Source organism: Aquipuribacter sp. SD81 (genome assembly GCF_037153975.1).
In the GTDB taxonomy this organism is placed as follows: Bacteria; Actinomycetota; Actinomycetes; order Actinomycetales; family JBBAYJ01; genus Aquipuribacter.
In genome coordinates this window covers 1-17,961 of record NZ_JBBAYJ010000039.1, presented here as the reverse complement: position 1 = coordinate 17,961, position 17,961 = coordinate 1, and the positions used below count along the sequence as shown (strand labels likewise).

General features: G+C 76.9%; 17 protein-coding genes. 7 read left to right on the top strand and 10 right to left on the bottom strand.

Annotated features, from left to right (window positions below; genetic code table 11):
- A partial coding sequence (gene mtrB / locus WAA21_RS16955; protein ID WP_336924029.1) for an MtrAB system histidine kinase MtrB occupies positions 1-1,830 on the bottom strand: 1,830 nt, incomplete at its 3' end.
- A 14-nt stretch (positions 1,831-1,844) separates the two neighbouring features.
- A complete protein-coding gene (mtrA, locus tag WAA21_RS16950) occupies positions 1,845-2,543 on the bottom strand; it encodes an MtrAB system response regulator MtrA (RefSeq protein ID WP_336924028.1) in 699 nt (232 codons plus the stop codon).
- A gap of 106 nt (positions 2,544-2,649) precedes the next feature.
- Between mtrA and WAA21_RS16945 the strand changes: the two genes are divergently transcribed.
- The 5 genes from WAA21_RS16945 to WAA21_RS16925 are packed head-to-tail and all read left to right on the top strand — an operon-like array spanning position 2,650 to position 8,128.
- Entirely contained in the window at positions 2,650-3,798 is a 1,149-nt protein-coding gene (locus WAA21_RS16945) for a hypothetical protein (RefSeq protein WP_336924027.1), read from the top strand.
- Positions 3,795-4,481, top strand: a complete 687-nt coding sequence (locus WAA21_RS16940; protein ID WP_336924026.1) for a DUF4129 domain-containing protein — start codon at positions 3,795-3,797, stop codon at positions 4,479-4,481. The genes WAA21_RS16945 and WAA21_RS16940 overlap by 4 nt, the downstream gene beginning before the upstream one ends.
- Positions 4,478-5,809, top strand: coding sequence for a DUF4350 domain-containing protein (locus tag WAA21_RS16935; RefSeq protein WP_336924025.1), 1,332 nt, complete (start codon positions 4,478-4,480; stop codon positions 5,807-5,809). Before WAA21_RS16940 ends, WAA21_RS16935 begins: the two co-directional genes overlap by 4 nt.
- Positions 5,810-5,835: 26 nt before the next feature.
- A complete protein-coding gene (locus WAA21_RS16930; RefSeq protein ID WP_442893307.1) occupies positions 5,836-6,825 on the top strand; it encodes an AAA family ATPase in 990 nt (329 codons plus the stop codon).
- Positions 6,826-6,835: 10 nt separating this feature from the next.
- Positions 6,836-8,128, top strand: a complete 1,293-nt coding sequence (locus tag WAA21_RS16925) for a DUF58 domain-containing protein (RefSeq protein ID WP_336924024.1) — start codon at positions 6,836-6,838, stop codon at positions 8,126-8,128.
- Between the two features lie 108 nt (positions 8,129-8,236).
- On the opposite strand, the gene WAA21_RS16920 is transcribed toward WAA21_RS16925, so the two are convergent.
- Entirely contained in the window at positions 8,237-9,232 is a 996-nt protein-coding gene (locus tag WAA21_RS16920) for a stage II sporulation protein M (RefSeq protein ID WP_336924023.1), read from the bottom strand.
- Between the two features lie 54 nt (positions 9,233-9,286).
- On the opposite strand from WAA21_RS16920, the gene WAA21_RS16915 reads away from it, so the two are divergent.
- Positions 9,287-10,084 carry an RDD family protein gene (locus tag WAA21_RS16915; RefSeq protein WP_336924022.1) on the top strand — a complete coding sequence of 266 codons (798 nt, stop codon included), beginning with the start codon at positions 9,287-9,289 and terminating at the stop codon, positions 10,082-10,084.
- A 240-nt stretch (positions 10,085-10,324) separates the two neighbouring features.
- Here the strand turns inward: WAA21_RS16915 and ahcY are convergent, their stop codons facing one another.
- The 6 genes from ahcY to WAA21_RS16885 form a co-directional block, all read right to left on the bottom strand.
- Positions 10,325-11,848 (bottom strand): adenosylhomocysteinase, encoded by a 1,524-nt coding sequence (gene ahcY / locus WAA21_RS16910; RefSeq protein WP_336924021.1) that lies wholly within the window; start codon positions 11,846-11,848, stop codon positions 10,325-10,327.
- A gap of 153 nt (positions 11,849-12,001) precedes the next feature.
- The gene (locus WAA21_RS16905; RefSeq protein ID WP_336924020.1) at positions 12,002-13,168 is read right to left on the bottom strand and encodes an SIS domain-containing protein; all 1,167 of its coding nucleotides are present in this window, start codon (positions 13,166-13,168) and stop codon (positions 12,002-12,004) included.
- Between the two features lie 10 nt (positions 13,169-13,178).
- Entirely contained in the window at positions 13,179-13,445 is a 267-nt protein-coding gene (locus WAA21_RS16900; RefSeq protein WP_336924019.1) for a hypothetical protein, read from the bottom strand.
- Positions 13,442-14,920 carry a phosphomannomutase/phosphoglucomutase gene (locus tag WAA21_RS16895; protein WP_336924018.1) on the bottom strand — a complete coding sequence of 493 codons (1,479 nt, stop codon included), beginning with the start codon at positions 14,918-14,920 and terminating at the stop codon, positions 13,442-13,444. Before WAA21_RS16895 ends, WAA21_RS16900 begins: the two co-directional genes overlap by 4 nt.
- 75 nt (positions 14,921-14,995) lie before the next feature.
- Positions 14,996-15,286: a hypothetical protein gene (locus tag WAA21_RS16890; RefSeq protein WP_336924017.1), complete on the bottom strand. Its 291-nt coding sequence runs from the start codon at positions 15,284-15,286 to the stop codon at positions 14,996-14,998.
- A gap of 177 nt (positions 15,287-15,463) precedes the next feature.
- On the bottom strand, positions 15,464-15,856 hold the full coding sequence (locus WAA21_RS16885; protein ID WP_336924016.1) for a DUF3499 domain-containing protein: 393 nt from the start codon (positions 15,854-15,856) through the stop codon (positions 15,464-15,466).
- Positions 15,857-15,924: 68 nt separating this feature from the next.
- Between WAA21_RS16885 and WAA21_RS16880 the strand changes: the two genes are divergently transcribed.
- Positions 15,925-16,356, top strand: a complete 432-nt coding sequence (locus WAA21_RS16880) for a metallopeptidase family protein (protein ID WP_336924015.1) — start codon at positions 15,925-15,927, stop codon at positions 16,354-16,356.
- Here WAA21_RS16880 and WAA21_RS16875 read toward each other — a convergent pair.
- A partial coding sequence (locus WAA21_RS16875) for a DUF5719 family protein (RefSeq protein WP_336924014.1) occupies positions 16,341-17,961 on the bottom strand: 1,621 nt, incomplete at its 5' end. The two genes, WAA21_RS16880 and WAA21_RS16875, sit on opposite strands and share 16 nt — an antisense overlap.

Below are 17,961 nucleotides of genomic sequence, written 5' to 3'. Positions count from 1 at the left end.
GCTCCGATCCGACTTGCCGCGGGCGCCACCGACGGGGGGCGGCGGCGTGCGGGCGGGAGGCGCGGGGCCGGGGACGGCCGGGCCGGCGGCGCCGTCGTGGCCGCCGGGACCGAGCGCGCTGTCCGTGCGGGGACCGCCGGCAGCGGCGGCAGCGCCGTCCGTGCCGGCCGTGCCGGCCGTGCCGGCCGTGCCGTCCGCGCCGTCCACGCCGGTGGAGCCGTCCGTACCGGCAGTGCCGTCCGTGTCGTCCGGACCGGGGGCGCCGTCGGGCTCGACCGCCCACCCGTCGGGCCGGGTGGCGACCGGCCCGGCCCCGGGGTCGGCACCCGCGCGCCGCGGCAGGGTCATGACGAAGTGGGCGCCCTGCCCCGGGTGCCCCCACACGTCGAGACGGCCGCCGTGCAGGCGGGTGTCCTCCAGCGAGATGGCGAGGCCCAGACCCGTCCCGCCGGTCGTCCGGGCGCGTGCGGGGTCCGCGCGCCAGAACCGGTCGAAGACCCGCTCGAGCTGCGACGGGTCGAGCCCGACGCCGCGGTCCCGCACCCCGACCGCGACGGCCTGCGCGTCCGCCGCGACGGTGACGGTGACGTCGGTGCCCTCGGCGTGCTCCACGGCGTTCGTCACGAGGTTGCGCACGACCCTGGCCACCCGGCGCTGGTCGACCTCGGCCATGGTCGGCTGGGCGGGAGCGTGCACGTCCAGGCGGACGCCCCTGGCCTCGGCGATGGGCTCCGCGGTGGCCGCCGCCCGGCGCACCACGTCGGCGACGTCGACGGCCTCCACGTCGAGCTCGGCCGCGCCCGCGTCGTAGCGGCTCACCTCGAGCAGGTCCGCGAGCAGGGCCTCGAAGCGGTCGATCTGGGTCTGCAGCAGCTCGACGCTGCGCGAGGTGTCGGGGTCGAACTCGTGGCGGCGGTCGTGGAGCAGGTCCGCGGCCATGCGGATGGTCGTCAGCGGCGTGCGGAGCTCGTGGGACACGTCGCTCACGAAGCGCTGCTGCAGGTGCGAGAGCTGCTCGAGCTGGACGATCTGCCGCTGCAGGCTGTCGGCCATGGCGTTGAAGCTGCGCGACAGGGCGGCGAGGTCGTCCTCGCCGCGCTCGGCCATGCGCACGTCGAGCTGCCCGCCGGCGAGCCGCTGCGACGTGCCGGCCGCCTCCCGGACGGGTTCGACGACGAGCCTGGTGACGAGCCACGCGACCCCGCCGACGAGGAGCACGAGGGCGACCTGGCCGAGCAGCAGCGCGCGCTCGACGACCGCGAGGCTCGCCTGCTCCTGCTGCAGGCGGTACACGAGGAAGAGGTCGTGCTCCCCCGACAGGGGCAGCTGGACCCGGGTGCCGACGGCGATCGCCGGCGCACCGTCGTCGGGCCCGGTCGAGCGGATCTCGAGCAGCTGCGACCACTGCCGCTCGGGGTCCGCGGCCACGGCCTCGCGCAGGGCGGGGGTGATGGTGGTCGGCAGCAGGCTCGGGCTGAAGCGGTCCCGCAGCGTGACGGCGCGCTCGTTGCCCTCCGCCCGCAGCAGCACGACCTCGCGCAGCTGCTGGGCCCCGCTGCCCTCCAGGCGCGGCAGCAGGTCGTTGACGAGCTGCTGCTCCGCGTCGGCGTTCTGCGCCGGGGACTGGTCCAGCGACTCCTGGGCGCGTGCGACCTGGGCCTGGGCGTCGACGAGGGCGTCCTGCTGGCGCTGCTGCACGAGCCCGTCGGCGACGTCCTTCATGACGAGCTGGCCGACCGCGACGACGACGAGGGCGCCGAGCGCGACCGTCAGCACGACCACCCGGACGTGCAGCGACCGGCGCCACCGCCGCGCGGCGGCGCCGAGCACTGCCCGCAGCCGGCTCAGCGCGCCGGCTCCTCGACGTCCGGAGTGCCCGCCCGGTAGCCCACGCCCCGCACCGTGAGGACGAAGCGCGGGTTCTCCGGGTCGCGCTCGATCTTGGCGCGCAGCCGCTGCACGTGGACGTTGACCAGGCGCGTGTCCGCGGCGTGCTGGTAGCCCCACACCTGCTCCAGCAGCGCCTCGCGGGTGAACACCTGCCACGGCTTGCGCGCGAGCGCGACGAGCAGGTCGAACTCCAGCGGGGTCAGCGCGACCGGCTCGCCGGCACGCTCGACGCTGTGGCCGGGCACGTCGACCACGAGGTCCCCGATGCGCAGCACCTCGGGCGCGACGGCGTCGCTGCGGCGCAGCCGCGCCCGCACGCGGGCGACCAGCTCCTTGGGCTTGAACGGTTTGACCACGTAGTCGTCGGCGCCGGACTCCAGGCCCAGCACGACGTCGACCGTGTCCGACTTCGCCGTCAGCATGACGATCGGGGTGCCGGACTCCGCCCGGATCTGCTGCGCCACGGTGATGCCGTCGACCCCGGGCAGCATGACGTCGAGGAGGACGACGTCGGGCTTGCGGGCGCGGAACTCCTCCAGCGCCCTGGCCCCGTCGGCGCAGAACACCGCCTCCAGGCCCTCGCCCCGCAGGACGATGCCGAGCATCTCGGACAGGGCGGGGTCGTCGTCGACGACCAGGACACGGCCACGCATGCGCCCATGATGGGGCATCCGGGCCCCGTGTCCCGGGTGCGTGGCACGATGAGCGTGCCGGACGGGGCCGCACGGGCCCGCGGCGTCACCGGGGAGGGCAGGGCGCGTGAGCACACCGCCGCCGGAGTGGGTCACGCCCGAGCAGCCGGCCGCCGGCCCGCAGGGCTGGGGCCCCGCGCCGTCCGCGTCGCCGTGGGGACCGGCCCCGACGGGGCCCGCGGCCGGCGGGCCGGGCGCCCCGGGCGGGCGGCCCGGGCAGACCGGGCAGGGCTGGTCGACCCTCGGCGCGGGCGAGCGGCCGGCGCACGGCAGCGTGCTGACCCGTCGCGGCATCGTGGCCCTCAAGCCGCTCGGCTTCGCCGACTTCTTCGACGGCGCCTTCCGCGCCATCCGCCACAACCCCCGCGTCATGATCGGCCTGACCGCGCTCGTCCTCGGCGTCACCAACCTGCTCGTCGCGCTGCCCGCGACCGCGGCGCTGGGCTCGGTCGGCTTCGGCACCGACCCGGACGCCGAGCCGACTACCGCCCAGCTGACGGGGCTGTTCGGCGGCCTGCTCGCGCTCGTGCCCGCGACGTTCCTGCAGTCGGTCGCGGTGGTCGTCCTCACCGGCATGCTCATCCTGTCGGTGACGCAGAGCGTGGTGGACCGCCGCACGTCGCTCGGCGAGCTGTGGGCCCGCGCCCGCGGGCGGGTGTGGCCGCTCATCGGCTGGTCGGTGCTGCAGGCGGTCGGTCTCGCCCTGCTCACGGCCGTCGCGCTCGGCCCCGCGGTCGCGCTGTTCGTCGTCGAGGAGCTCGTCGGCGGCGCGGCCGCGCTGCTCGTGCTCGGGCTGCTCGGCCTCGCCGTGGGCACGTGGCTGTACGTCGTGCTCGCGTTCGTGCCGGTCCTCATCGTCGTGGAGCGGCTGGGGGTGGTCGCGGCCGTCCGCCGCTCCTACGCCCTCGTGCGCGGCGCGTTCTGGAAGGTCCTCGGCATCCTGCTGCTGACGGGGCTGCTCACGAGCATCGTGTCGCAGACCCTCGCGACGCCCTTCAGCCTCGTGGGCGGCGTGGGCCTCGTTGCCCTGGAGAGCAGGCCGGTCCTCGCGGGCATCGTCTACGGCGCGTCGATCGTGCTGGGCAGCACGGTCGGCCTCGTGCTGGCGGTGCCCTTCCTCGCCGCCGTCGTCGCCCTGCTGTACGTCGACCGCCGCATCCGCCTCGAGGGCCTCGACGTCGCGCTCGCCCGCGTCCTGCAGGACGAGCAGGCGTGACCCCACGCCTCGCGGCGTCGCTGCTCCCCGGCGCGGGGGTCGTGGAGCCCGACCGCGGCACCGCACGCTCGTGGGCGGTCGAGGAGCTCGCGCGCCGCGAGTACACGCAGGCGCAGCCCAACCTGCTTCAGCGGGCCCTGCTGTGGCTGTGGGACCGCCTGCAGCAGGCGCTGGACGGCGCGAGCGCGTCGGGCTCCGCCGGCGCCCTCGTGATCGGCCTGCTCGCCGTCGTCGTCGTGGTCGTCCTCGCCCTCGTCCTCGCCGGCCCGCTGCGGGCCGCGCGGGCGGCCCGCCCGTCGGCGGAGGTCTTCGGCACGCTCACCCGCACGGCCGCGGAGCACCGCGCGGCCGCGGCCGCGGCCGCGGGCGCCGGGCGCTGGGGGGAGGCGGTGCAGGAGCGGTTCCGCGCCGTCGCCCGGTCGCTTGAGGAGCGCGCCGTGCTGGACCGCAGGCCGGGCCGGACCGCGAGCGAGGTCGCGGTCGAGGTGGGCGACCTCCTGCCGGGCACCGGCGACCCGCTCCGCGCCGCGGCCCGCGCCTTCGACGACGTCACGTACGGCGAGCTGCCCGGCGACGAGGCCGCCTACCGCACGTGCGCCGAGGCCGACGACCTCGTCGCCCGGACGAGGCCCCGGCACGAGCCGGTCCCCGCCGGCGCCGCGCCGGCGCGGGGACCGTCGTGACACCGCGGGCCGCGCCCGACCTCGCCGACCGCGAGCCCGTCACGGGGCAGGACCTCATCGGCATGGACGCCCGGAGCGACCCCGCGGGCGCGGACGGCGCGGACGGCACCGACGGCGCGGACGGCACCGGCGACCCGGCCGCGGTGCAGTGGTGGCGGCGCAACCGCTCCCTCGTCGTCATCGTGGTCGTCCTGCTCCTCGGGGTCGCGCTCGTCGTGGCGGGGACGCCCCGCGGGGCCGAGGACCCGCTCTCGCCGACGAGCGCCGCACCGGACGGCGCCCGCGCCCTCGCGCAGGTGCTGCAGCGGCAGGGCGTGGAGGTGCGAGAGCAGACGGGCTTCGACGCCGTGGTGTCCGAGGCCGGTCCGGGCAGCACGCTGCTGCTGCTCGACGGGCAGGTGCTCGACCCGTCCCGGCTGCGCGAGCTGCGGGACACCGGCGCGGACGTCGTCCTCGTCGAGCCCACCCTGCCCGTGCTGCGCGTGCTCGCACCGGAGGTGACGATCGCGGGGGTGGCGGGCGACTACGTCGCACCGCCGGGGTGCGAGGACCCCGACGCCGTGGCCGCGGGCGAGGCGAGGGCCGGCTCCAGCCGCTACGTGCCCTCCGAGGGCACCGCGGTGCCGGGCGTCGAGGGTGAGCCGGCGTCGCGGACCGCGACGGTCGAGGTCTGCTACGGCGACGGGACCCGCGACGGCGCGGGCTCCTACGCGTCCGTGACGGAGCCGGACGGCTCGCGCCGCGTCGTCGTGCACGGCCAGCCCGACGTGCTCGTCAACGAGTTCCTCGCCCAGGAGGGCGACGCCGCCCTCGCGCTGCGCAGCCTCGGGGAGCAGCCCGTCCTGCACTGGTACCGGGTCGACCCCTTCGACGTCGCGCTCGGCACGTCCGACGGGGTGCCGCCCTCCCCGGTCGACCTGCTGCCCGCGTGGGTCGGCTGGGTGGTCGCGCAGCTCGTCGTCGTCCTCGTCGTGGTGCTCGTGTGGCGCGCCCGCCGGCTCGGACGGCTCGTGCCCGAGCGGCTGCCGGCCGTCGTCCGCTCGGTGGAGACCACCGAGGGACGCGCCCGCCTGTACCGCGGGTCAGGGGCGCGCGGGGCGGCCGCCCGCACGCTGCGGCGGGCGAGCCTGCAGCGGCTGTCGGCACGCCTGGGCGGCTCGCGCGGCGCGGACGCGGCGTCGGTCGCCCGCCTCGCCGCCGCCCGCAGCGGCCGGGACCCCGTGGCCGTCGCGGAGCTGCTCACCGGCCCCGACCCCCGCGACGACGCCGCCCTCGTGCGGCTCGCCGACGACCTGGACGCGCTCGAACGAGAGGTGACCCGCACGTGACCGACCAGCAGCCGGAGGAGACCACCGTGACCAGCAGCACCGAGCACCCCCACCCCGCGAGCGCGTCGGACGACCCGCGCGCGGCGCTGCAGCGGGTGCCGGTGGAGGTCGGCAAGGCGGTGGTGGGGCAGCAGGCCGTCGTCACCGGCCTCGTCATCGCCCTGCTGTGCCGCGGGCACGTGCTGCTCGAGGGCGTGCCGGGGGTCGCGAAGACCCTCACCGTGCGCGCGCTGTCGGCGGCGCTGCGGCTGCGGACGACGCGCGTCCAGTTCACGCCGGACCTCATGCCCGGCGACGTGACGGGCTCGCTCGTCTACGACGCCCGCACCGCGCAGTTCAACTTCCGCGAGGGGCCGGTGTTCACCAACCTGCTGCTCGCCGACGAGATCAACCGGACGCCGCCGAAGACCCAGGCGTCGCTGCTGGAGGCCATGGAGGAGCGGCAGGTGAGCGTCGACGGGACGCCGCGCCCGCTGCCCGACCCGTTCATCGTCGCCGCGACGCAGAACCCGGTGGAGTACGAGGGCACCTACCAGCTGCCCGAGGCGCAGCTCGACCGCTTCCTGCTCAAGCTCACGATGCCGCTGCCGGAGCGCGACGCCGAGGTCGAGGTGCTGCACCGCCACGCCAACGGCTTCGACCCGCGCGACCTGCGGGCCGCCGGGCTCCGCGAGGTCGCCGGCCCGGCGGACCTGCGGGCGGGGCAGGAGGCCGTCGCGCGCGTGCAGGTCGGCCGCGACGTCCTCGCCTACGTCGTCGACATCGCCCGCGCCACGCGCACGTCGCCGTCGCTGCAGCTCGGGGTGTCCCCCCGCGGGTCGACGGCCCTGCTGTCGACCGCGCGGGCGTGGGCGTGGCTGACGGGTCGGGACTACGTGACCCCGGACGACGTCAAGGCCATGGCCCGCGCGACCCTGCGCCACCGCGTGCAGCTGCGGCCGGAGGCCGAGCTGGAGGGCGTGACGGTCGAGTCGGTGCTCGACAGCGTGCTCGCCGCGACGCCCGTGCCCCGCTGAGGCCGCCCGCGTGGCGCTCACGGGCCGTGCGGCCCTCCTCGCCCTGCTCGGGCTCGTCCCCGTCGCGCTCGTCCCCGGCTGGGCGACGCTGCTGGGCTGGCTGGGCGTCGTCCTCCTCGTCGTCGTCGTCGACCTCGTCCTCGCCGCGAGCCCGCGGGCGCTGCTGCTGCGGCGCGAGCCCCTCGGGGCGGTGCGGCAGGGCCAGCCGACCGAAGCGGTCGTCGTCCTCACCAACCCGCGTCGTCGTCGGCTGCGCGCGGTCGTCCGCGACGCGTGGCAGCCCTCCGCTGGCGCCGCGAGGAGCCGGCAGCGGCTCGTCGTCCGCGGCGGCGAGCGGGCGCGGGTGACGACCGTCCTCGTGCCGACCCGACGCGGTGACCGGCTGACCCCCGGTCTCGCGGTCCGCAGCCTCGGACCGCTGCGCGTCGCGGCCCGGCAGCGCTCGCTCGACCTGCCGGGCACCCTGCGCGTCCTGCCGCCGTTCCGGTCGCGCCGGCACCTGCCGAGCCGGCTCGCGCGGCTGCGCGAGCTCGAGGGCCGCTCCGCGGTGCAGGTCCGGGGTCAGGGCACCGAGTTCGACAGCCTGCGCGAGTACGTCGTGGGCGACGACGTCCGCTCCATCGACTGGCGGGCGACCGCCCGGCGCTCCAACGTCGTCGTCCGCACGTGGCGACCGGAGCGCGACCGTCACGTGCTGCTCGTCCTGGACTCGGGGCGGACGTCCGCGGCGAGGGTCGGTGACGAGCCGCGCCTGGACGCCGGCATGGACGCCGCGCTGCTGCTGGCCGCGCTCGCCTCGCGCGCCGGCGACCGGGTCGACCTGCTCGTGCACGACCGCCGCGCGGTCGCCCGGATCGAGGGGGCCTCGCGTACGGACCTCCTCCCCCGGCTCGTCGAGGCGATGGCCCCGGTCGAGCCCGCGCTCGTGGAGCCGGACTGGGCCGCGGTCGCCGCGCAGGTGCGGGGGCGCCTCACCCGGCGCTCGCTCGTCGTCATGCTCACCGCGCTGGACGCCGGCAGCGTGGAGTCGGGCCTGCTGCCCGCCCTCGCGCAGCTGTCGCGGCGCCACCAGGTCATCGTCGCCTCGGTCGACGACCCCGACCTGACGGCCATGGCGCGCCGGCGCGGCGACCTCGCCTCGGTGTACGACGCCGCGGCGGCCTCGCGCGCCCAGCTCGACGCCGCCACCGTCACCTCGTGGGTGGGCCGGCTCGGGGTCGAGGTCGTGCGCGGCGACCCCGAGGAGCTGCCGCCGGCGCTCGCGGACCGCTACCTCGCCCTCAAGGCGGCCGGCCGGCTCTGACGCCGCGTGGGCACCACGAGGACTTCACTGCAGCGCTGGGGCCGGCCTACCGGGGCACCCGCGCACCGCTACGACTGCACGGCAGCGGTGAGGGTCGCGCGCGGGGTCTCAGCCGGACACGAGGTCCCGGTCGCCCCGCAGCTCCAGCCGGATGTCGCCGGTCTCGCCGAGCCGCACCGCGCGCCGCCCGAGCACGACGACGTACAGCACGAACGCGAGCCACACGAGCGCGCCGATGCCGATGCGGGCCCAGGTCGGCAGGCCCGACGGCGTGACGAACGCCTCGACGAGCCCGGACACGAAGAGCACGGGCACGAGGCCGAGGGCGACACCGATCATCGCCCGGCCCTCCTGCCCGAGCGCCTCCAGCCTCGGCCGCGGCCCGGGGTCGACCCAGGCCCAGAACAACCTCAGGCCGGCGGCGAGCGCGACGAAGACCGCGGTGAGCTCCAGCAGGCCGTGCGGCGTGATGAGCCCGAAGAACAGGTCGAGGCGGTCGCAGGAGGCCATGAGCCCGCCGACGGCCCCCACGTTGACGGCGTTGGTCGCGAAGACGTACACGGGGAACAGGCCCGTGATGCCGAAGGCGATCGACTGCGCCGCCACCCACGCGTTGTTGGTCCACACGCGCGAGGCGAAGGACGCCGCCGGGCTCTCGGAGTAGTACGAGGCGAACTCCACCTCGCACAGCGCCCGGACCTCCTCGTCGCTGGCTAGCGAGGCCTGCACGGCGGGGTCGGAGGCAACCCACCAGCCCGCGCCCCCGCCGATGAGCACGAAGGCGAGCGCGATGACGACGGTGAGCCGTCCGATGCGGTGCAGCGCCGCGGGCAGCTCGAGGGAGAAGAAGCGGGCGACGTCGCGCCACACCGGCTCGCGCGAGCCCGCGACGGCCTGCCGGGCACGGTTGACGAGCGTCGACAGCCTCGCCACGAGCGACGGGTCGGGGGCCGCCGAGCGGACCACCGACAGGTGCGTGGACACGCGCTGGTACAGCGCGACGAGCTCGTCGGCCTCGGCCGCGTCGAGCCGGCGCAGCCCCACCAGCTGCTCCAGGCGTGCCCACTCCCCCGAGTGCGCCGTCACGAAGGCGTCGACGTCCACCCGTGGAGCCTAGGCGACCGGGGTCGGGCACCTGCCGGCCGATAGCCTGCCGGGGTGAGCACGCTGGTGACGGGGGACGCCGTCGTCCTCGAGCTGCCGCCCGCGGGGCTCGGCACCCGGCTGCTCGGCGTCCTCATCGACGTCGCCGCCTACCTCGCCGTCGGGGTCGCCGCGGTCTGGCTGTTCGGCTTCACCTTCTTCGTGCTCGACGACGCCGCCCTCAGCGCGCTCGTCCTCGTGCTCGTCGTGCTCGTGCTCGTCGTGCTGCCCGCCACCGTCGAGACGCTCACCCGCGGGCGCTCGCTGGGCAAGCTCGCGCTCGGGCTGCGGGTCGTGCGCGACGACGGCGGGCCCGTCCGGTCCCGGCACGCTGCGGCCCGCGCGCTCGTCGGCTTCGGCGAGATCTACCTCACGCTCGGCGCGATCACCGCGCCGTTCGTGCTCGGCACCCGCCGGTGCAAGCGGCTCGGCGACATGCTCGCGGGCACGTACGTCGTGAGCGAGCGCACCGCGCTCGTGCGGGGCGCCGTCGCCCGGATGCCGCCCCACCTCGCGGGCTGGGCGGTCAGCGCCGACCTCGGCCAGGTGCCCGGGCCGCTGTCGCTGGCCACGCGGTCGTTCCTCGCGCGCGCCGACGGCCTGTCGCCGCGGGCGCGCGCGGAGCTCGGCGACCGCCTGGCCGCCGACCTGTCCGTCCTCGTGTCGCCGCCGCCCCCGGTCGGCACCTCGCGCGAGGACTTCATGGCCGCGGTGCTGGCCGAGCGCCGCAGACGCGACCTCGAGCGCATCGCCCGAGAGCAGGCTCAGCTCGACCGGCTGCGGTCGATGACGGAGCACGCGCGCGGGGACTGAGGCCGAGCCTGCGTCGACAGGAACGCAGACCCACGGCGCGTACGTCGACAGGCACGCAGACGTACGCGCCGCACGTCGACACGAACGCAGACCCACGGCGCATACGTCGACACGAACGCAGACGCACGCGCCGCACGTCGACACGAACGCAGACACACCGCGCGTACGTCGACACGAACGCAGACCCACGGCGCATACGTCGACAGGAACGCAGACGTACGCGCCGTGGTCAGGCGGGCGTCAGTAGCGGTAGTGGTCCGACTTGTACGGCCCGGCGACGTCGACGCCGAGGTACTCCGCCTGCGACTTGGTCAGCTCGGTGAGCCGGACGCCGAGGGCGTCGAGGTGCAGCCGGGCGACCTTCTCGTCGAGGACCTTCGGCAGCACGTGGACGCCGAGGGGGTACTCGTCGGCCCTGGTCCACAGCTCGAGCTGCGCCATCACCTGGTTGGTGAAGGAGTTGCTCATGACGAAGCTCGGGTGGCCGGTCGCGTTGCCGAGGTTGAGCAGGCGGCCCTCGCTCAGCACGATCACCGAACGGCCCGGCGCGTCGTCGGTCCCGGGGAACGTCCACTCGTGGACCTGCGGCTTGATCTCCGTCTTTGTCACCCCGGGGGTGCGCGCCAGGCCGGCCATGTCGATCTCGTTGTCGAAGTGCCCGATGTTGCCGAGCACGGCCTTGTCCTTCATGCGGCCGATCTGCTCGGCGGTCACGACGTCCTTGTTGCCCGTCGCCGTGATGACGATGTCGGCGGTCCCGATCACGTCGTCGAGCGTCGCGACCTGGTAGCCGTCCATCGCGGCCTGCAGGGCGTTGATCGGGTCGATCTCGGTGACGATGACGCGGGCGCCCTGGCCGCGCAGGGACTCCGCGGAGCCCTTGCCGACGTCGCCGTAGCCGCAGACCACGGCGACCTTGCCGCCGATGAGGACGTCGGTCGCGCGGTTGATGCCGTCGATGATCGAGTGGCGGGTGCCGTACTTGTTGTCGAACTTCGACTTCGTCACGGAGTCGTTGACGTTGATCGCCGGGAACAGCAGCGACCCCTCGCGCATGCGGTCGTACAGCCGCAGCACACCGGTCGTCGTCTCCTCGGTGACGCCCTTGACGCCCGCGGCGAGCCGGGTCCAGCGCTGCGCGTCCGCGGCGAGGCTGCGGCGCAGCGTGTCGAGGACGACGCGGTACTCCTCGTTGTCGTCCTCGGTGGTGGCGGGCACGGCGCCCGCCCTCTCGAACTCGACGCCCTTGTGCACGAGCAGGGTGGCGTCGCCGCCGTCGTCGAGGAGCATGTTGGGTCCGGACTCGCCCGTGGCGGACCAGTCGAGCACCTGGTCGGTGCACCACCAGTACTCCTCGAGCGTCTCGCCCTTCCACGCGTACACGGGCACGCCCGCCGGCTGCTCCGGGGTGCCGGTCGGGCCGACCGCGACCGCGGCGGCCGCGCCGTCGTCGGTCGAGAAGATGTTGCAGGAGGCCCAGCGGACGTCGGCGCCGAGCGCGCCGAGGGTCTCGATGAGGACGGCGGTCTGCACGGTCATGTGCAGCGAGCCGGTGATGCGCGCGCCGGCCAGCGGTCGTGCGTCGCCGTACTCCTCGCGCAGCGCCATGAGCCCGGGCATCTCGTGCTCGGCGAGGCGGATCTGGTGCCGACCGGACGGCGCGAGGCCGAGGTCGGCGACGGCGAAGTCGAGCGTGCGGCCGTCGGCGGCCGTCGCGGTGGAGCGGAGGGACGCGGCGCGCCCCGGTGCGGTGTCGGAGGACATGGGTGTTCCTTCCCGCGGCCGTGCGGCCGCGACGTGGTCGGTTGCCTGTGTCGCCCCGGCGTGGCCCCTCTGGGCCCTCGGCATCACCGACGCCGTGCGCGTGTCACGCGGCCGGGCGCGAGAGCGTCCGGTCACGACAGGGTAACGCGGGCCTCAGCGCGGGGCTTCCCCCGAACCCCGCTCGGCCCACACCTCGCGCAGGTCCGCCAGGTGCGGCGACCGCGTCGGGTCCAGGCCGCTGCCGAGCGCGAGGTACGTGGCGGCGAAGTCGGTCCGTGCCACGAGCTGGGCGAGCCGCTCCACGGGGCGGCCCGGCTCGGCCGCGAGCTCGCTCACCCGGACCCCCGCGTGCTGGGCGACCTCGAGCACGGGTCCGGCGCGGTCGGCCGCGGCGCGGTGCTCGCTGCGGCGGTCCGCGAGCAGGAGCAGCCGGAGGGTGGGCCGGGCGGGCCCGTCCTCGAACGGGTCGGCGAACACGTCGTCGGCCGCGGGCCGGAAGGCCCCGTCGAAGAGCGCGACGACGTCACCGGCGTCGTCGGGCAGGGTGCCGCGGACCGCGGGCACCCGGGCGGTGACGGCGAGCATGGACACCGCGCGCGCCGCCGCGCCGGCGGCCGCGTCGCCGTCGCTCAGCACGACCGGGACGGTGCCGTCGAGCTCGAGCGCCAGCGTCTTGGCCGGGTTGACGAAGGCCTCCGACGACGGCCGGCACGCCTCCGCCTCCTCGTCCAGGCGCCGGGCGGCGGCGTCGAGCTCGCCGGTGTCGACCTCGAGGACGTCCGCCGCGGCGCACGCCAGCAGGACGGGGGCGAGCAGCGACCACAGGCCGGTCCGGGAACCGGGCGGGGGCGCGCCGGGCACCGGCTCCCGCGGGACGGCGAGCAGCGTGCCGCGCGTGCGCCTGGTCACCTCGGCCAGCGGCGAGCCATCGCGGCACACCGACACCAGCCGCGCCCCGCGCCGGCCCGCCTCGGCCGCGATCCGCAGCGGCTCCGGGGCACGGCCGGACATCGAGACCGCGACGACGAGGTCGAGCGGCCCGACCCAGCCGGGCAGCGGCCCGCCGCGCCGACGCTGCACGGGGACCGAGGAGTGCTCGCCCGCCAGCGCGGCGACGACCTCCCCGACGACGGCGCTGCCGCCGAGCCCGGCGACGAGCACCGAGCGTGGCCGCCCGTCCGCGGCCACGCGCGCGAGGTCGTGCTCGGCCGCGAGGGCGGCACGCACCTGGGCCCCGGCGGTGGCGAGGACGCGGAGCGCGCCGTCCCGGTCGGCCGCGGCGAGCAGGTCGCCGTCGTCGAGGAGCGTCTCGTCGAGCACGTCCCCGTCCCTACGCCGTCGCGCCGGGGCCGGCGGGCAGGGCGCCCTCGTCGACGAGCAGCACCGGGACCCCGCGGTCGAAGTGGTACGTGCGCCCGCACCGCCCGCCCGGCGCCGCGGCCGTGGCGGCCGCGCCCGCGTCCTCCGTGCACCGCAGCCCGGGGGCACCGTCGACGTCCACGTCGGCGAGGGTGCTGAGGCAGCCGGGGCAGCGCAGGACCTCCCGCAGCCACGGCTCCACCGCGGGGCGCCCCGCCGTCGCGTCGTCGGTCGTCACGTCGTCTCCTCGGTCCGCTCGGTCTGCTCGGTCCGCTCGGCCGCGTCCCCGCGTACGACGGCGAGCACCGCGTCGCGGACTCGCACCATGGTGGCCTCGTCGACGGCCTCGACGTTGAGCCGCAGCAGCGGCTCGGTGTTGCTGGGGCGCAGGTTGAACCACCACGTGCCGTCGGCCGCCTCGACGGTCGTGCCGTCGAGGTCGTCGACGGCGACGTCGCCGGACCACGACCGGGCCGCCTCGACGGCGCGAGCCGTCGCGCCGGGGGCGTCCGCGACGGTGGAGTTGACCTCGCCGCTGCGGGCGTACCGCGCGAAGTCCGCCACGAGCGAGGACAGGCCCGTGCCGGCCGGGGTCCGCCCCAGGGCCGCGAGCACGTGCATCGCGGCGAGCATGCCGGAGTCGGCGCCGTAGAAGTCGCGGAAGTAGTAGTGCGCGGAGTGCTCCCCGCCGAACACCGCGCCCGTCCGGGCCATCTCCGCCTTGATGTAGGAGTGCCCGACGCGGGTGCGGACGGCCTGCCCCCCGGCGGCGGCGACGGTCTCGGGCACGGAGCGGGAGCTGATGAGGTTGTGCAGCACGACGGGTCGCTCCTCCCCTGCCGCACGGGCCCGGGCGATCTCGTCGCGCGCGACCATCGCGGTGACGGCGCTGGCGTCGACGACGGCGCCGTGCTCGTCGACGACGACGCAGCGGTCGGCGTCGCCGTCGAAGGCGAGCCCCGCGTCGGCGCCGTGCTCGCGCACCGCCGCCTGCAGGTCGGTGAGGGTCGTCAGGTCGAGCGGGTTCGCCTCGTGGTTGGGGAAGGAGCCGTCCAGCTCCCAGTACAGCGGCACGAGCTCCAGCGGCAGCGCCTCCAGGCCCGCGGCCGTCCCGAGCACCGCGGGAGCGGTGAGCCCGGCCATGCCGTTGCCCGCGTCGACCACGACGCGCAGCGGCCGCGACGCGGACAGGTCGACCAGGCCGCGCAGGTGCCGGGCGTACTCCGCGAGGGAGTCCCGCTCCTCGACCGAGCCCCCGGCGGCGGGCGGCACCGGCCCGTCGGCGTCGAGCAGGACGAGGGCGCCGTCGCGCACGTCGGCGAGGCCCGTCTCGAGGCTCACGGCGAGCGCGCCCGCCCGGCACAGCTTGAGGCCGTTGTAGCGCGCGGGGTTGTGGCTCGCGGTCACCATCGCGCCGGCCGCGTCGTGCAGGCCGGAGGCGAGGTACAGCTGGTCGGTCGAGGTGAGGCCGAGCAGCTCCACGCGCGCGCCGGCCGCGGCCGCACCCTCGGCGAAGGCCCGGGCGAGACCCGGCGAGGACGGGCGCATGTCGTGGCCCACGACGACGCGGGGCTCCGCCTCGCCCGCGCCCTCGCGCGCGACCGCGTCGACGAAGGCGCGACCCAGGGCGGCGAAGGACGTCTCGTCGACGTGCTCGCCGACCACCCCGCGGACGTCGTAGGCCTTGACGACGGACGCGATGGGGTGTGCCACGCGGTCAGGCTAGTGGCGCGACGGGGTCGCCGGGCGACGGCCCCGCGACGGCCCCGCGAGGGGCCGGCGGGAGCCTCAGCGGCGCCCGGAGCGGGCGAGCACCTCGGTGACGGGGACGGTGCGCCCGGCCTCCTCCCACGAGCGGTGCTCGCAGTGGTGGCACGACACGAAGTCGACGGCGGCGCCGTCGGCGAGGTGCATGACGAGGCGGGTGAGGCGGGTGCCGCCGCAGGCGGAGCAGCACGCCTCCTGACGGTGCTCGCGCTGCGTGAGCGAGCCGAGCGGGAGGTCCGCCTCCGGCCGGCCGCGGCGCTGGCGGGGGACGGTGGTGAGCGGGGTGCGGGTGGCGGCGCGGGCTGCGGGCACAGGACTCTCCTCGGGACGGCTCGGTCGGCTCCCACACGTCTCGGCCGCACCGTCCGGGACCTTGAGTCCTCGGGCGTGTCGCGGCGAAGCGGGCGCAACCGGACAGGCTCCGGCCGGCCCGGCCGTCGGTCGACCGGTCGGCCCGGCTCGGACCCCTACGCGCCGGCCGGACGACGCTCAGGGCTCCCGGTGGCCGGTGCCGGCGGGCCCGAGCACGCGCAGGTGCCCCCGCCGCCCCTGCGTCCCGGTGGCCGGCGCCCCCGGGGCGTCGCCCACGGGGCCGTGCTGCGGGCGCGGCCGGGCGGCCTCGCGGACCGCGTCGACGAGCGCGAGGAGGTCGTCCTGGCTGGGTCCGACGGGCCCGTGGTCGTCGACGGCGAGCCGGACGACCTCCCAGCCCCGGGGGGCGGTCAGCCGCTCGGCGTGCGCGCCGCACAGGTCGTAGGAGTGCGGCTCGGCGTACGTCGCGAGCGGACCCAGGACGGCTGTGGAGTCGGAGTAGACGTAGGTCAGGGTCGCCACCGCGTCCGCGGCGCACCCCGACCGCGAGCAGCGACGCGTGGACCTCACCGGGACACCGTAGCCGCGCGGTGCGCATCCGGACCGGCGACGTGCCGGGCGCGCGTTAGCGTGCACCGGTGGCCCCTCCCCGACCCCGCCGGCGAGGCGCGGACCGACGCGACCGGCGCGGCCGCGGGCTGCGCGGACCGCTGCTGCCGAGCGGTCTGCCCGCCGCGCGGACGCGCTCGCAGCGCTTCGACGCGCTCGTCGTGGCGGCCGTGTCCCGCCTCGAGGGCCGGTGGGGGGACCAGCTCGCCCAGGTCGACGTCGCCGTGGAGGAGGTGCCGCCCAGCGACCCGGCGACGTGGGAGGACGGTGCGGTCCCGCTCGCCCGCGTCTTCGAGGCCGACGGGTCGCGGCCCGCGCGCCTGGTCGTGTACCGCCGTCCCGTCGAGCAGCGCGCGGAGGACGACCTCGACGAGCTCGTGCGGCAGGTCGTCGTCGAGCAGGTCGCCGAGCTCCTCGGTCGTTCCCCCGACGAGGTCGACCCGGGCTACGACCCGGGCTGAGACCGCGGCGACGGCCGCGCCGAGGTCCCGTCCGTCTCGTCCGTCCCGTCCGTCCCGTCCGTCCCGGCCTGGTCGCCCGGGTCCGCCGGTCCACCGTCCTCGGCCGCCCCGTCCGTCGCCGACTGCTCGAGCGGCGCCTCGACGGGAGCAGGCAGGTCGGGCAGCGGGACCGGCACGAGCCGCACGACCGTGGGCGCGGGCGGCGCCCCCGGGACGGACGCCGCGGCGACGAGCGGGCCGTCCTCGTCCTCGGTCGAGGCCCGGACGACGACGTGCAGCGGCACCCCCGCCGGTACGACGCGCAGCGTCGCGGCACCCGCGCCGGCGTCCCCGGCGAGGTCGGCGAGGTCGGTGAGGCGCACGCTGTCGCCCGTGCCGCCGTCGCCGGTGAGGTCGCGCGCGGCGAGCACCGCACCCTCGGCGTCGAGCAGCTCCAGCCGCCCGCGCACGTCCTGCTCGACGTCGGTCGCGACGACCTCGACCGTCGCGCCCTCGAGGGCCTCGACGTCCCGCAGGCCCGCGAGCGAGACCAGGGCCCCGTCGGCGTCCAGCGGGGACACCGCGTGCACCCACGCGCGGTCCGACGGGACCCCGGTGAGGCCCTCGAGCGGCGCCCCGTCGCGGCGCCGCTCCCACGTCGCGGAGGCGAGCACGGGGGCGTCGGCGAGCACGCGGACGCTGTAGCGACCGGGTGGCAGCGACGTGAGGTCGACGGTGCGCACGCCACCGCCGGGCAGCGCCACGACCGTGTCGGCGCCGAGGTCGACGAGGCCGTCCGCGCCGCTCACCTGCACCTGGGCGACCGCGGCCGTGGGACCGGCCGGGGCGAGCAGCAGCCGGCTCGAGGCGCCCGGGCCGACCGGTACGAGCACCGTCGGCAGCACGGCGGTGTTCGACGGCGTGGTCTGCGCCGGCACCGTGTCCCGACCGCGGGGCACCAGCCCGTCGAGGCCGCGGTCGCTGCCGGTGACCGCCACCGTGCCCGAGCGTGCCGTGACGCGGACGACGACGGCCGGCTGGTCCGGGGCCAGGGAGTCGACGGCGACGCTCGTCGAGCGGCCCGGCGGCACGAGCAGCCCCGTCGCGGCCGGGGTCTCCACCGGACCGTCGACGGACCCGACGGTGACGTCGACGAGGGCGGGCGTCTCCCCGGTCGCCGTGATCTCGACCGAGGGCCGCTCCCCGACGGTCGTCCCGCCGAGCAGCACCCAGGAGGTCACGGCCGACAGCGGGCACGCGGCGAGGGCGAGGCCCCGCTCGTCGCCGGTGCGCGTGAGGCTGCCCTCCAGCGCCCGGACGACGTCCGCGTCGCCGTCGGGCAGGACCGTGCCCTCCTCGCACGCCTGCTCGGTGCCGGGCGCGGACAGCGCGACCAGGGGGGCGCCGACGGCGGGGTCGACGGCCCCGGCGCGGGACCCCGTCACGCGGGTCGCCGCGGACCCCACGACCTCTGCCGCGCTCGCGAGCGCCCCGCCCTGCCCGGAGGCCGCGTCGAGCAGCGCCGCGGCGCCGCGGCCCGCCTGCCGGGCGAGGGTGCCGGAGGTGACGACGACGAGGGCCGCGACGACGACGAGCGCGACGCCCGCGCCGGCGACCCGGCCGGCC

Coding starts and splice junctions, on each gene's coding strand:
- ahcY (WP_336924021.1), bottom strand. CDS start 11,848: ATGTCCTCCGACACCGCACCGGGGCGCGCCGCGTCCCTCCGCTCCACC.
- mtrA (WP_336924028.1), bottom strand. CDS start 2,543: ATGCGTGGCCGTGTCCTGGTCGTCGACGACGACCCCGCCCTGTCCGAG.